Origin of the sequence: Frigoribacterium sp. PvP032 (genome assembly GCF_017833035.1) — a bacterium.
Lineage (GTDB): Bacteria > Actinomycetota > Actinomycetes > Actinomycetales > Microbacteriaceae > Frigoribacterium.
Genome location: NZ_JAFIBM010000001.1, coordinates 1,289,701 through 1,302,964, shown reverse-complemented (window position 1 = coordinate 1,302,964; position 13,264 = coordinate 1,289,701). Strand labels below are relative to the sequence as shown.

The following is a 13,264-nucleotide window of genomic DNA, read 5'->3' as shown; positions in this document are numbered from 1 at the left end:
GCGCCTCCTCGGCCCGGGGCCCTGCTCTCGGGCTCAGCGCCCGGGAGCTCAGCGCTCGGGAGCTCAGCGCCCGGGAGCTCAGCGCTCGGGATACTCCACGCCGACCTGGCGGCGGACCTCGTCCATGGTGGTCATCACGGCCACGACGCCGGAGGAGGTGAGCGCCGGGCTCTCGAGCTCGCCCGAGTCGACGAGACGGGCCAGCTCGAGCGCCTGGTGGTGCATGCCGCGGAGGTCGCCCTCGGCCGAGTCGAACCTCTCGACGACCTCGCCGTCGGCGTCCCTGACGGTGAAGCCGCCGGGCGCGAAGAACGTGTGGTCGATCTCGATCCGGCCTCCGCTCCCGTGCAGGACGGCGTCGTTTCGTCCCGCGGTGTCGAGGGCGCAGAACAGGTTCGACGTCGCGCCGTTCGCGTGGCGGAGCGTGATGCCCGTGCGCGTGTCGACGCCCTGATCGCTCAGCACGGCTGTGGCGGCGACCGCGTCGACCGGGCCTAGGAGGTCGTGGGCGAACGAGACGGGGTAGACGCCGAGGTCGAGCAGGGCGCCGCCGCCGAGGGCAGGATCGTTGAGACGGTGCCGCGGATCGGTCGGCAGCGACTGCATGTGGGCAGCCGTCAGGAGGCGCGGCTCGCCGATCACCCCGCTGCGGACCACCTCGCGGAGGCGGACCTGCTGCGGCAGGTAGCGGGTCCACATCGCCTCGAGGGCCACGACGCCCGCCCCGCGGGCCGCGGTCAGCACCCGCTCGGCCTCGGCTGCCGTCACGGTGAAGGGCTTCTCGACGAGGACGTGCTTCCCGGCCCGGATCGCCAGGAGGGCGTTCTGCTCGTGGAACACGTGCGGGGTGGCGACGTAGACGGCGTCGACCTCGGGATCGGCCACGAGGTCGTCGTAGCTGCCGTGCGCGGTCGCGACGCCGTGGTCGTCGGCGAACCGGCGCGCCTTGTCGGCGTCACGCGAGCCGACGGCGGAGACCGTGATGCCCGCCCTGGTCAGGTCGTTCACGAAGGTGTCGGCGATGCCGCCGGCGCCGAGGATGCCCCATCGGATGCTCATGCGACCTGTCTACCAGCCGGGCTGGTCGGCGGGGCTGCGGAGGACCGGCGGGGCTGCGGACGAGGGGGCGCCGAGGACGCCGACAACGGCAGAAGGCCCGGTCCTCACGGACCGGGCCTTCGTGGGAGCCGCTTTGGGGAATCGAACCCCAGACCTTCTCATTACGAGTGAGACGCTCTGCCGACTGAGCTAAAGCGGCGGATCTCGATCAGATCGAGAACCAGTACCTCGCGGCACGATCACCAACTGTAGCGGATTCTCAGACCTGTCGCGTCACGACGCGGCCGAGCTCCGCGAACGACGCCTCCATGCGCGCGCGCAGCCCGTAGCGGTGGTCCGTCGCGTGGTCGGCGTCGTCGTCGTCGATCCACTCGCCCCAGGCGTGCCGGAGCGCAGCGATCGCCACCAGGGTGAGCAGGTGGGCGCTGCTCAGGTCGGACTCTTCCGTGGCGTCGTCGGCACGGCCGGGGGCCGTGGCCAGCCGGCGGGCGACGATGCCGGTGAGGCGGTCCTCGAGCACCCGGGTCGAGGCGATCCGGCGAGCGAGCAGGTCGGGGTGGCTGCGCAGCACCATGCGCCGACGCTGCACCAGGTCGCGGTCGAAGGTCGCGGTCACCACGGCCTCGTCGAGGAGGCGGATGAGACCGTCGATGATCGGCTCGTCGTGCGCGGCGAGGAACCGGTCGAGCGACTCGCCCTCCGGCAGGTCGGGCAGGTCGCCGACGACCGCCTCTTCTTTCGAGGTGAAGTAGTTGAAGAAGGTGCGGGGCGACACGTCGGCACGGCGGCTGATCATGTCGACGGTCACGGCCTCGAGTCCCTCCTCGCCGATCAGGTCGAGGACGGAGAGCTGGATGGCCCGTCGGGTGGCCAGGCGCTTGCGCTCACGCAGGCCCGGGGCGGCAGTCGGGTCGGTCATGCCGCCATCTTGCCTCACCTGACCGCGTGTCGGCTGACGGCCACCAGCATGGCCTCGAGCGCCAGCGCCGGGGCGACGTTCGACTCGATGCGCCGACGGGCCACGGCGATCGCGTCCATCACCGCGAGCGTGCTCGCCGGCGTCGAGGCAGCCGTGGCCTCGTCGAGCCGGCCTCGGACAGCCTGGTTGATCGGCTCCACGCCCACGCCCAGGTGGAGCAGGAGGACGTCGCGGTAGAGGGAGAGCAGGTCGACGAGGATCCGGTCGATGCCGTCGCGCAGGCTGCGGGTCGCCCGGCGCTTCTGGTCGTCCTCCAGCGCGCGGAGCTGGCTGCGGAGCACCGGGGGCACCGTCCCGCCCGGCTCGACGCCGAGCGAGCGGAGGGCGCTCGCGCGTTCTTGAGAGTCACGCTGCTCGGTGATGGCCTTGGCGTCGTCCCCGGCGACGGCGAGCATCGTCGTCGCCGCGTTCACCGCGTCGGAGACGCTGCGGATGGCGAGCGCGGCCTCGAGCGTCCGTCGACGACGCTCGCGCGCCTCCGGGTCCGTCGCCAGGCGGAGCGCCATGCCGATGTGGCTCTGCGCCTCTCGTGCCGCGGTGACCGCGGTCTCCCGGTCGATGCCGTCGCGACGCTCGAGCAGGTCCGCCACGTCGGCCACGCTCGGAGTCCGGAGGCGGACGCTGCGGACGCGGGAGCGGATCGTCGGGATGAGGTCGGCCTCGCTGGGGGCGCAGAGGATCCACACCGTGCGGGGCGGCGGCTCCTCGAGGGCCTTCAGCAGCAGGTTGCTGGTGCGCTCCGTCATGCGGTCGGCATCCTCGATGACGACGACGCGGTAGCGACCGACGGAGGGCGAGAACTGTGACGACGCGACCAGCGACCTGACCTCGTCGATGGTGATGATGATGCGCTCGGTGCTGAGGACGGCCAGGTCGGGGTGCGACCGGGCGTCGACCTGACGGCTCGTCGCCTCCTCGTCGTGGCCCCGCGACAGCAACGCGGTCGCGAAGGCGTACGCGAGGTTCGAGCGGCCGGAGCCGGGCGGGCCGGTGATGAGCCACGAGTGCGTCATCGCCGAGCGGGACGGATCGGCGGAGGCGGCCGCCTTCAGCAGCTCGACGGCGTCGGCCTGGCCGGTCAGGCCGTCCCAGCTGCTCATCGCCGGCCGCTCACTGCTCGGTCAGGAGGTCGGCCACCCGGGCACGCACCGCCGACGCCACCTCGGCGACGGGCAGCGTCGCGTCGAGGACGAGGAACCTGGCGGGCTCGGAGCGCGCGATCTCGAGGTAGGCGTCACGGACCCGGCCGTGGAACGCCGCAGCCTCCGACTCCAGGCGGTCGTAGGACTTCTCCGCGGCGTCAAGGCGGGCCCGGCCGACCTGTGGGTCGAGGTCGAGCAGCACGGTGAGGTCGGGCGTCAGCCCGCCGGTGGCCCAGGCGGAGAGCTCACGGACCTCGTCGCCGCCGAGCACGCGACCCGCGCCCTGGTAGGCCACGGACGAGTCGACGTACCTGTCCTGCAGGACGACGTCGCCGCGGTCGAGGGCCGGGCGCACGAGGGTCTCGACGTGGTGGGCCCGGTCGGCGGCGTAGAGCAGCGCCTCGGCCCGCGGGGCGATGTGGCCCCGGCGGTGCAGGACGATCTGCCGCAGCTCGAGGCCCAGGTCGGTGCCGCCGGGCTCGCGGGTGCGCACGACGACGCGCCCCTGCCCGCCGAGCCACTCCTCGAGCAGGGCCGCCTGCGTGGTCTTGCCCGATCCGTCGCCGCCCTCGAGGGTGATGAACAGACCGGCCACTACGAGGCCTCCGGCGCGACGCCGTCCGTGCTCGCCGCGGCGGTCACCCCCGACGCAGCCGGCTTCTTCGCAGCGGCGGGCTTCACGGCGGCCGACTTCTTCGCAGCGGCGGGCTTCTTGGCGGCCGCGGTCTTGGCAGCCGTCGACCCCGCCGCAGCAGGCTTGGCCGCAGCGGGCTTCTTGGCGGCCGGCTTCTTGGCGGCGGGCTTCTTCGCGGCCGGCTTCTTGGCCGGCCCCTTGGCGCGCTTGTCCGCGAGCAGCTGGATCGCCCGCTCGAAGTCGACCTCCTCGACGGTCTCGCCGCGTGGGATCGTCGCGTTCGTCTCGCCGTCCGTCACGTAGGCCCCGAACCGGCCGTCCTTGATCTTGATCGGCTTGCCGCTGACCGGGTCGGCCTCGAACTCCGCGAGGGCGCTGCTGGCGCGCTTGGCCCCGTACTTGGGCTGGGCGTAGAGCTCGAGCGCCCCTGGCAGGTCGATCTCGAAGATCTGGTCCTCGCTGGTGAGCGACCGGGTGTCGGTGCCCTTCTTGAGGTAGGGGCCGTACCGGCCGTTCTGGGCCTGGATCTCGTCGCCCGACTCCGGGTCGACGCCCACGGTCCGCGGCAGGTCGAGCAGCGCGAGGGCGGTCTCGAGGTCGATGGTGTCGACGCTCATGCTCTTGAAGAGCGACGCCGTCCGCTCCTTGGGGGCGGCCTTCTTGGCCGGCGCCTTCTTGGCCGGAGCCTTCTTCGCGGGCTCCTCCGTCGTCGCCGCAGCCGTGGCCGTGGCCGTGGCCGCCGCCGCCGCCTCGACGACCTCGCCCGTGGCGGGGTCCGCGGCGATCTCCTCCGGGGTGCGCTCCGTCACGTACGGGCCGAACCGGCCGTCCTTGGCGAGCACCTCCTTGCCGGACTCGGGGTTGACGCCGACGACGCGGTCGCCGATGACAGGAGCGTCGATGAGCTCGCGGGCCCGGGCCGGCGTCAGCTCGTCCGGAGCCATGTCCTCCGGCACGTTGACCCGGCGGGGGGTCTCGGGGTCGTCGCCAGGAGCCTCGAGGTAGGGGCCGTAGCGCCCGATGCGGAGGGTGAGGCCCTCGCCCAGGGGGATCGAGTTGATGTCCCGCGCGTCGATCTCGCCGAGGTTGTCGATCACCTTGCGGAGCCCGCGGTGCGTGTCGTTCCCGAAGTAGAAGCCGTTGAGCCAGTCGACCCGGTCGGCGTCGCCCCCGGCGATGAGGTCGAGGTCGTCCTCCATGCTGGCGGTGAAGTCGTACTGGACCAGGTCGCCGAAGTACTCCTCGAGCAGCCGGACGACCGAGAACGCGATCCAGTTCGGCACGAGCGCCGTGCCCCTGGGCGTGACGTAGCCGCGGTCGACGATCGTCGACATGATGGCGGCGTAGGTCGACGGGCGACCGATCCCCAGCTCTTCGAGGGTCTTGACGAGGCTCGCCTCGGTGTACCGCGGCGGCGCGCTCGTGTCGTGGCCCTTGGCCTCGATCTCGTCGAGCGTCAGCTGCTGGCCCTCGGTCAGCGGCGGCAGCTTGGCCTCGGCCGAGTCGGCCGCGCCGTGACGGTCTTCGTCGCGGCCCTCTTCGTAGGCGTTCAGGAAGCCGCGGAACGTGATGACCGTGCCGGTCGCGACGAACTCGGCCGCGGTGCGGGCGACGCCCTCGGCCGAGACGCCCGCCACGGCGTCGGCGGTCGTGGCGGTGACGACGACGGAGGCCGTCGAGCCCTTCGCGTCCGCCATCTGCGAGGCGACGGTGCGCTTCCAGATGAGGTCGTAGAGCTTCCAGTCGTTGCCGCGGAGGGTCGACTGCATGTCGCTCGGGGTGCGGAAGGTGTCGCCGGACGGGCGGATCGCCTCGTGCGCCTCCTGGGCGTTCTTGCTCTTCCCCGTGTACACGCGGGGCTTCTCGGGCACCGTGTCGGCACCGTAGAGCGACGCGGCCTGGGAGCGCGCGGCGTTCGTCGCCTGCTGCGAGAGCGAGGGCGAGTCGGTGCGCATGTAGGTGATGTGCCCGTTCTCGTACAGCGACTGGGCGACGCTCATCGTCTGGCGGGCGGAGAAGCGCAGCTTGCGCGCCGCCTCCTGCTGCAGGGTCGAGGTCGTGAAGGGGGCTGCGGGACGGCGCGTGTACGGCTTGGACTCGACCGACGAGACGACGATGTCGACGCCGCTCGCCTGGAGCGCACGGGAGAGCGCCCCGGCCGAGGCCTCGTCGAGCGCGACGGCCTGCCCCTTGGGCTGGCCCCGGTCGTCGAAGTCGCGACCGCTCGCGACCCTGGTGCCGTCGACCCGCACGAGGCGGGAGGAGAAGGGCACCGCGTCGGCGGCGGGCTCGAAGGTGGCGGTGAGGTCCCAGTAGGAGGCGGAGACGAACGCGAGGCGCTCGCGCTCACGGTCGACGACGAGACGGGTGGCCGCCGACTGCACGCGGCCGGCCGAGAGGCCGGGGCCGACCTTGCGCCACAGCACCGGCGAGACCTCGTAGCCGTACAGGCGGTCGAGGATGCGGCGGGTCTCCTGGGCGTCCACCAGGGCGGTGTCGAGCTCGCGGGTGTTCTCCTGGGCCTTCTGGATCGCGTCCTTGGTGATCTCGTGGAAGACCATCCGCTTGACGGGGACCTTGGGCTTCAGCTCCTGCAGCAGGTGCCACGCGATGGCCTCGCCCTCGCGGTCCTCATCAGTCGCGAGGTAGAGCTCGTCCGCGCCCTTGAGCGCGCGCTTCAGCTCGGAGACGGTCTTCTTCTTGGCGTCGGAGACGACGTAGTAGGGCTCGAAGCCGTTCTCGACGTCGACGGAGAACTTGCCGAGCGAGCCCTTCTTGAGCTCGGGGGGCAGGTTCTTCGGCTCGACGAGGTCACGGATGTGCCCGACGGAGGCGAGCACCTCGTAGCCGCTGCCGAGGTACTGCCCGATCGTCTTGGCCTTCGCGGGCGACTCGACGATGACCAGTTTCTTCGTGCCTGGCACGGGACTCCTTGCTTCGGGGAACGTCTGGACCCGGTCACGCGGACCGGTCAGGTGGTCGGAGGCGGGCGGTTCTCGAGGCGTCCCCGACGAGGGACCGACGGATCGTGCGCTGCCGACAGGCACACCATACACACACCCTCCGGCGCACCAGCTCACGGCCGGGGGCCCGTCCGGTCGGGCGCGGACGGGGGCGGGCCCGCCGTGGCGGCAGCCCGGACGGGGACCCCGAGGAGGGCAGCGGCCCCCGTCACGACGACCGTCACGACGAGTCCCTCGACCACGCAGGAGACGAGCTCGACGGTGTTCGCCGAGGCCAACGACGCCGCCAGCGAACAGGGCCCGCCGCCGCCCGTCACGAGACCGGCGGCGGCGTCGGCGGCGGCGAGGGCGGACGCGTCCGCCGCGCCCGCCACCCTGCTCCGCTCGGCGAGCGCCTGCGTCCCCGCGAGGGCGGCGACGGCGAGGACCGCGGTCGCGACGACGACCGAGACGGCGGCGACGGAGGCGCTGCCCGCGTCGTCGGGACGGGCCGGGCGCCCCCGGGCCGTCCCCTCTCTCTTGCTCGTTCTTTCTACCCTGCTCGTTCCTTCTCCCTGGCTCGTTCCTTCTCCCTTGCTCTTTCCTTCTCCCTTGCTCGTTCCTTCTCCCTGTGCCATCCCGCGCTCACCCGCCGGCGGTCGGCGCACAGCTGCGGGCCCGCAGCGTGACCACGCCGGACAGGGGGCCGAGGGAGACGGGCCTGGCCAGGGTGAGGCAGACGACCGCGCCCTCGACGGTCGAGCTCGACGCGGCACCGGGCGCCAGGGCTGCCAACGTCCCGGGGACGGACTCGGCGTCTCCCCTCGCCGTCTGCCGGGCAGTCACCGCGGCGGCGTCGGCGAGTCGCACGGACTGCGCCGAGGCCCCGACCGCACCGACGGCCAGCGCGACGACCGCGAGGACGGCGGGCAGGACGACGGCGAACTCTGCCGTGACGCTGCCGGCGTCGACGGTCGCCCCTCTCCTCACGGCTCAGCCGACCGACAGGGCCGAGCGCACGAGGTCGCTGAGGACCCCGCGGACCTCGTCCGACCGCATGATCACGACCAGGAGCCCCGCGAAGCCCACGGCGGCCATGATGACGATCGCGTACTCGGCCGTGGCGGCGCCGTCCTCCGCCAGCCACCACCTCCTGGTCGAGGCGGCACGAGGGACGGTGACGGCGGACGGGTTCGTGACGGTGGTGCTCATGTGCTGTTCCTTCTCGGTCGGCGGCGACCACTTGTCGTGGTCCGGAGCGAGTCTCGGTCAGCGGGGCGCGCCGCCGCTGCCCGCACCGCGCCTCCTGGGCACGGATCGTCAGAGGACGTCCGCTGTGGAGGAGACGAGCGCGATGACGAGGGGGACGACGCCGACCACGAGGAAGGCGGGCAGCACGCAGACGCCCAGCGGCAGCATCAGCGTCGATCCCAGCCGAGCCGCCGCGGACCGCGCCGCCGTCGTGGCGTCGAGACGGCGCTCGGCGGCCGCGGCGCGCAGCAGGGCTCCTGCCGGGGCCCCTGCCCTCCGGGAGAGGTCCAGGACGGACTCTCCCCCGCCGTCGTCCGCCCCGTCCTCCCCGAGGCGGTCGTGACAGGCCTCGTCGACGAGGTCGAGAGCGCCCTGCCAGGACCCTCCGCCGGACACCGCCACGGCGAGCAGCTCGAGACGGAGCCCCGGCACGGAGGCGCTCGGGACCGCGGAGCGGACCAGCCGGCCGTTCCAGGCGCGCGCGGCGAGCACGAGCGCGCTCCCCGCCGCCAGGCAGCACCACCCCGCCGGGCTGCCGAAGAGCACCGCGGCGGTGTCGAAGCCGAGCCCCAGGGAGAAGAGGAGCCCGACCGGCGGGAGCGCGAGGACGATGCGCCCCGTGGAGCGCGGGCCACTCAGTGCCACCTCCACCTCTCGGCGAGCGGCGTCGGCCTGGCGAAGGGCGGCGACGAAGCTGCCGAGGCACTCGGCGAGGGGCGCTCCGCTCCGCTCTGCGACGTGCCAGGCGCACGCGACCTGGGCCCACTCGGCCGCGTGCCGGCCGCCGTCGGGAACAGCGCCGAACGGACGGTGCTCGAGCGCCTGCCGCAACGACGCCGACACGGGCACGCCCTCGTCCGCACAGCGCCCCACGTGGCACGCCACCGCACGGACGGCGCCCTCGGGCTCGGCCTCGCCCACGTGCCGCCAGGCGGAGGCCGGTGCGACCCCGGCGGCGAGGAGGACGGCGAGACGATCGACCACCGTCGCCGCCGGGGTGGGCGGAGGTCGACGCCGGCCCCTCCCGGTCATCGGCCCCGTCGGCCGCCGTCAGCGACGCCGACGAGGCCCTCGCCAGCCGTGAGCTCGCCCGACGCCGACGTCCCGAGGGAGCCGATGACGGCCAGCCGGCGCCGTCCGCCGGCCCGGTCCAGGTGGAACACGGCGTCGAGTGCGCTGACGGCCTGTCGCGCGAGGGCCGTCGGCGTGAGACCGGCGACGGCACCCAGCGCCTCGAGACGAGCCGGCACGTCCGCCAGTCCGTTCGCGTGCAGCGTGCCGGCCCCGCCGTCGTGGCCGGTGTTCAGAGCGGAGAGGAGGTCGCGGACCTCGGCCCCGCGGCACTCGCCCACGACGAGGCGGTCGGGGCGCATGCGGAGCGCCTCCCGCAGCAGCCGGGCGAGGTCGACCCCGCCCACCCCCTCGAGGTTCGGCTGGCGGGCCTCGAGCGAGACCACGTGGGGATGGACCACGCGGAGCTCGGCCACGTCCTCGACGGTGACGATGCGGTCGCCCGGCGACGCCGCCGAGAGCATCGCCGCGAGGAACGTCGTCTTGCCCGTCCCGCCCGCCCCCGTGACGAGCACGTTGGCCCGCCTGTCCACGCACGACCGCACGGCGTCCTCGTCGACGTCCGCGAAGAAGCCCGCCCTGCTCAGGTCGTCGAGCGTCGGCGGCACAGCTCGGGGGAAACGGATGGACAGCGCCGTCCCCGTGGTCGAGATCGGCGGCAGCACCACGTGCACGCGCACGCCGCCCGGCAGCCGCACGTCGACGCACGGGCTCGCCTCGTCCACGTGCCTGCCGCCTCGCGCGACGAGCCTGACCGCGAGGTCGCGAACGGCCGCCTCGGAGAGGTGGACCCGCGGCTCAGGACGAGCGCCTCCTCCTCGGTCGACCCAGGTGCCCGTGCCGCCGGTGACGAAGACGTCGGTCACGTCAGGGTCGTCCAGGAGGGGGGCGAGAGGCCCCAGCCACGACCTGTCGACCGGCGCAGCCTGTACCCCGTCGAGCGTTCTTGTACCCCGGAGCGCGACGGACCCCGGCGGGGCCGTCGGCACGAATCGGCCGTGCGGCGGCACGGAGGTGACGGACGGGTGGTCGGGGGTGAGGCCCCGGGTGGGGTCGCGAGTCGCTCCGGTCATGTCCGGACCGTAGCGAGGTCTTCCCTCGTGCACAGACAGGGCTGTTCCCTCGGGGACGCCTGCTGGTCCGACTCGCCCCGGGGAGGAATCACCCGGGTGGCTCCAGTGGAGAGAGCAGGCAAAAAAGAGGGGCGGCACCAGTTGGGGGGAACTGGTGCCGCCACGGCAGCGCTGGATCGGGGGGAATCGCTCGCGCTGCACACCGGGGTTGAATCCGGATGCCTCGAGTGTACCCCAGACGAGCGTCCCGGTGCCAGCACGACGCCCGCGCCCTCCCCCCGTCCTTCGCTCTTCGGCCAGGCACCCTCGACCGGGCGCCGTCGTGGCCCGGAGTAGTCTCGCTCGGGGCGCAGGCGCCCGCATCCGCAACGACGCGAGAGGACGACGATGGTCGACCGCCAGGACATCCCCACCAGCCCCGCCACGAACGAGGAGGCCGTGCAGTCGTCGTCCACGGCTGCGTTCCCGCCGCCGTCCGAGTTCGCCGCGCGAGCCGTGGCCGGGCCGGACCTCGTCGAGGCGGCCGCCGCCGACCGCCTCCTCTTCTGGGGCGACCAGGCACGTCAGCGGCTCTCGTGGGCCGTCGAGCCCACCGAGACCCTCGACTGGTCCGGTGCGCCAGTGGCCCGCTGGTTCGCCGACGGCCGCCTCAACGTCGCCTACAACTGCCTCGACCGGCACGTCGAGGCAGGACACGGGGACCGCGTCGCGCTGCACTGGGAGGGCGAGCCCGGAGACAGCCGGTCGCTCACCTACGCCGAGCTCACCTCCGACGTGAGCCGGGCCGCGAACCTGCTCGCGTCGCTGGGCGTCGTGGCCGGCGACCGCGTCGTCATCTACCTGCCCCAGGTCCCGGAGGCGGTGGTCGCCATGCTCGCCGTGGCCCGGCTGGGCGCCGTCCACAGCGTGGTCTTCGGCGGCTTCAGCGCCGAGAGCCTGCGAGCGCGCATCGACGACGCTCAGGCCGTGCTGGTCATCACCGCGGACGGCGGCTGGCGGAAGGGCGCCGTGGCCCCCCTCAAGCCCGCCGTCGACGCCGCGCTCGCGGTCGGGGGCGAGTCGAGCGTCCGAGACGTCCTCGTCGTCCGTCGGGGCGGCAACGAGGTCGAGTGGACCGAGGGTCGTGACCGGTGGTGGCACGAGGCGCTCGAGGGGGTCCCTGACCAGCACGAGCCCGAGTCGTTCGAGGCCGAGCACCCCCTCTTCATCCTCTACACGAGCGGCACCACCGGCAAGCCCAAGGGCATCCTGCACACCTCCGGCGGCTACCTGACGCAGGTCGCGACCACCCACGCGACGGTCTTCGACCTCCGCCCGGAGAGCGACGTCTGGTGGTGCACCGCCGACGTCGGCTGGATCACCGGCCACAGCTACGTCGTCTACGGACCCCTCGCGAACGGTGCGACGCAGGTGCTCTACGAGGGCACGCCCGACTCGCCTGCCCCCGGCCGCTGGTGGGACATCGTCGAGAAGTACGGGGTCTCGCTCTTCTACACGGCCCCGACGGCCATCCGGGGCTTCATGAAGGCGGGCCGCGAGATACCCCAGGCACGCGACCTGTCGTCCCTGCGCCTGCTGGGCTCGGTCGGCGAGCCGATCAACCCCGAGGCCTGGCTCTGGTACCGGGAGGTCATCGGGGCGGACCGGACACCGATCGTCGACACGTGGTGGCAGACGGAGACGGGGGCGATCATGATCTCGCCGCTGCCGGGGCTCACGTCGACCAAGCCGGGCGCCGCGCAGACGCCGCTGCCGGGCATCAGCGTGGACGTCGTGGACGACCACGGCACGCCGGTCGCCGACGGCGAGAGCGGGCTGCTCGTCGTGACCGAGCCCTGGCCGTCGATGCTCCGCGGCATCTGGGGCGACCCCGACCGCTACGCGGAGACGTACTGGAGCCGCTTCGGCGACCGGTACTTCGCCGGCGACGGCGCCCGTCGCGACGAGGACGGCGACATCTGGCTGCTCGGCCGGGTGGACGACGTCATGAACGTCTCGGGCCACCGGCTCTCGACGGCCGAGATCGAGTCGGCGCTCGTCTCCCACCCGATCGTGGCCGAGTCCGCCGTCGTGGGCGCGGCCGACGAGACCACCGGCCAGGCCGTGGTGGCCTTCGTCGTGCTCCGCAACAAGAAGAGGAAGAGCGTGACGCCCGAGGAGGCGGCGGTCGCCCTCAAGGCGCACGTCGCGCAGCAGATCGGGGCGATCGCTCGTCCCCGGTCGATCGTGCTCGTGGACGAGCTGCCCAAGACGCGCTCCGGCAAGATCATGCGCCGGCTCCTGCGGGACGTCGCGGAGGGGCGCGAGATCGGGGACACGACCACCCTGGCCGACTCGGCCGTCATGACCGTGATCTCGGCGGAGATGCGCTGACGGACGAGGCCCCCGGGGCCGGCCGCCTGCTCGGCGGCGTCTCCGGGGGCCTCGAGCCCGTGGGCGATCAGGAGGTGGGGGCCACCTCGAGCAGGAGCTCGACCTCGACGGGCGAGTCGAGGGGCAGGACGGCGACGCCGACGGCGCTCCGGGCGTGGACCCCGAGGTCGCCGAAGATCTCGCCGAGCAGCTCGGACGCGCCGTTGAGCACGCCGGGCTGGCCGGAGAAGGCAGGGTCGGAGGCGACGAAGCCGGTGACCTTCACGACCCGGACCACCTCGTCGAGGGATCCGAGCACCGACGCGGCGGCGGCGAGGGCGTTGAGGACGCAGGTGGCAGCGAGGTCGCGTGCCTCGGCCGGGGCGACCAGCCCCGGGCCGTCGCCGACCTTGCCGGTCGCCGGCAGGGCACCGTCGACGAACGGGAGCTGGCCCGCCGTGTAGACGGCCGTCCCGGTCCGCACGGCCGGCACGTAGACGCCGGCGGGTGCCGCGACGGTCGGCAGGGCGAGGCCCAGCTCGGCCAGCCGGTCGTCGACGCGGCCCACTACGCGTCCTGCTTCTGTCGCTTCAGCCAGGCGACGGGGCCGCCCTCGGGCCCCTGTGTCACCTGGACCAGCTCCCAGCCGTCACTCCCCCAGTTGTTCAGGATCGCGGTGCTGTTGTGCACCATGAGCGGCGTGGTCATGTACTCCCAAAGGACCATTTGTGGTTCCTGTCAGCTCGGATGTCAGCGGTGTC

General features: G+C 73.2%; 13 protein-coding genes and 1 tRNA gene. 1 reads left to right on the top strand and 13 read right to left on the bottom strand.

What is annotated here, in order from left to right; translation table 11 throughout:
• Window positions 1-78: 78 nt before the first annotated feature.
• The 11 genes from JOE35_RS06045 to JOE35_RS05995 form a co-directional block, all read right to left on the bottom strand.
• A complete protein-coding gene (locus tag JOE35_RS06045; protein ID WP_209560323.1) occupies window positions 79-1,059 on the bottom strand; it encodes a Gfo/Idh/MocA family protein in 981 nt (326 codons plus the stop codon).
• A 126-nt stretch (window positions 1,060-1,185) separates the two neighbouring features.
• Window positions 1,186-1,258: transfer RNA gene (locus tag JOE35_RS06040), tRNA-Thr, on the bottom strand.
• A gap of 60 nt (window positions 1,259-1,318) precedes the next feature.
• Window positions 1,319-1,978, bottom strand: coding sequence for a TetR/AcrR family transcriptional regulator (locus JOE35_RS06035; protein ID WP_209560322.1), 660 nt, complete (start codon window positions 1,976-1,978; stop codon window positions 1,319-1,321).
• A 14-nt stretch (window positions 1,979-1,992) separates the two neighbouring features.
• The gene (locus JOE35_RS06030; protein ID WP_209560321.1) at window positions 1,993-3,138 is read right to left on the bottom strand and encodes a DNA polymerase III subunit delta'; all 1,146 of its coding nucleotides are present in this window, start codon (window positions 3,136-3,138) and stop codon (window positions 1,993-1,995) included.
• Between the two features lie 10 nt (window positions 3,139-3,148).
• Window positions 3,149-3,775 carry a dTMP kinase gene (tmk, locus tag JOE35_RS06025; RefSeq protein WP_209560320.1) on the bottom strand — a complete coding sequence of 209 codons (627 nt, stop codon included), beginning with the start codon at window positions 3,773-3,775 and terminating at the stop codon, window positions 3,149-3,151.
• Complete coding sequence (topA, locus tag JOE35_RS06020; protein ID WP_209560319.1) at window positions 3,775-6,738, bottom strand: type I DNA topoisomerase; 2,964 nt, start codon at window positions 6,736-6,738, stop codon at window positions 3,775-3,777. Before topA ends, tmk begins: the two co-directional genes overlap by 1 nt.
• A 152-nt stretch (window positions 6,739-6,890) precedes the next feature.
• A complete protein-coding gene (locus JOE35_RS06015; protein ID WP_209560318.1) occupies window positions 6,891-7,394 on the bottom strand; it encodes an Rv3654c family TadE-like protein in 504 nt (167 codons plus the stop codon).
• Between the two features lie 7 nt (window positions 7,395-7,401).
• Complete coding sequence (locus tag JOE35_RS06010; RefSeq protein WP_209560317.1) at window positions 7,402-7,746, bottom strand: TadE family type IV pilus minor pilin; 345 nt, start codon at window positions 7,744-7,746, stop codon at window positions 7,402-7,404.
• 3 nt (window positions 7,747-7,749) lie between these two features.
• Window positions 7,750-7,968: a DUF4244 domain-containing protein gene (locus JOE35_RS06005; protein ID WP_209560316.1), complete on the bottom strand. Its 219-nt coding sequence runs from the start codon at window positions 7,966-7,968 to the stop codon at window positions 7,750-7,752.
• Window positions 7,969-8,076: 108 nt separating this feature from the next.
• A complete protein-coding gene (locus JOE35_RS06000) occupies window positions 8,077-8,991 on the bottom strand; it encodes a type II secretion system F family protein (RefSeq protein WP_307802961.1) in 915 nt (304 codons plus the stop codon).
• A 44-nt stretch (window positions 8,992-9,035) separates the two neighbouring features.
• Window positions 9,036-10,151, bottom strand: coding sequence for a TadA family conjugal transfer-associated ATPase (locus tag JOE35_RS05995; protein ID WP_209560314.1), 1,116 nt, complete (start codon window positions 10,149-10,151; stop codon window positions 9,036-9,038).
• A gap of 387 nt (window positions 10,152-10,538) precedes the next feature.
• Here JOE35_RS05995 and acs point away from each other — a divergent pair, with 387 nt between their 5' ends.
• Window positions 10,539-12,524 (top strand): acetate--CoA ligase, encoded by a 1,986-nt coding sequence (acs, locus tag JOE35_RS05990; protein ID WP_209560313.1) that lies wholly within the window; start codon window positions 10,539-10,541, stop codon window positions 12,522-12,524.
• Window positions 12,525-12,591: 67 nt separating this feature from the next.
• Here the strand turns inward: acs and JOE35_RS05985 are convergent, their stop codons facing one another.
• Both JOE35_RS05985 and JOE35_RS05980 read right to left on the bottom strand, forming a co-directional pair.
• A complete protein-coding gene (locus JOE35_RS05985; RefSeq protein ID WP_209560312.1) occupies window positions 12,592-13,071 on the bottom strand; it encodes a RidA family protein in 480 nt (159 codons plus the stop codon).
• Window positions 13,071-13,229 (bottom strand): hypothetical protein, encoded by a 159-nt coding sequence (locus tag JOE35_RS05980; RefSeq protein ID WP_209560311.1) that lies wholly within the window; start codon window positions 13,227-13,229, stop codon window positions 13,071-13,073. The genes JOE35_RS05985 and JOE35_RS05980 overlap by 1 nt, the downstream gene beginning before the upstream one ends.
• Between the last annotated feature and the right edge of the window lie 35 nt (window positions 13,230-13,264).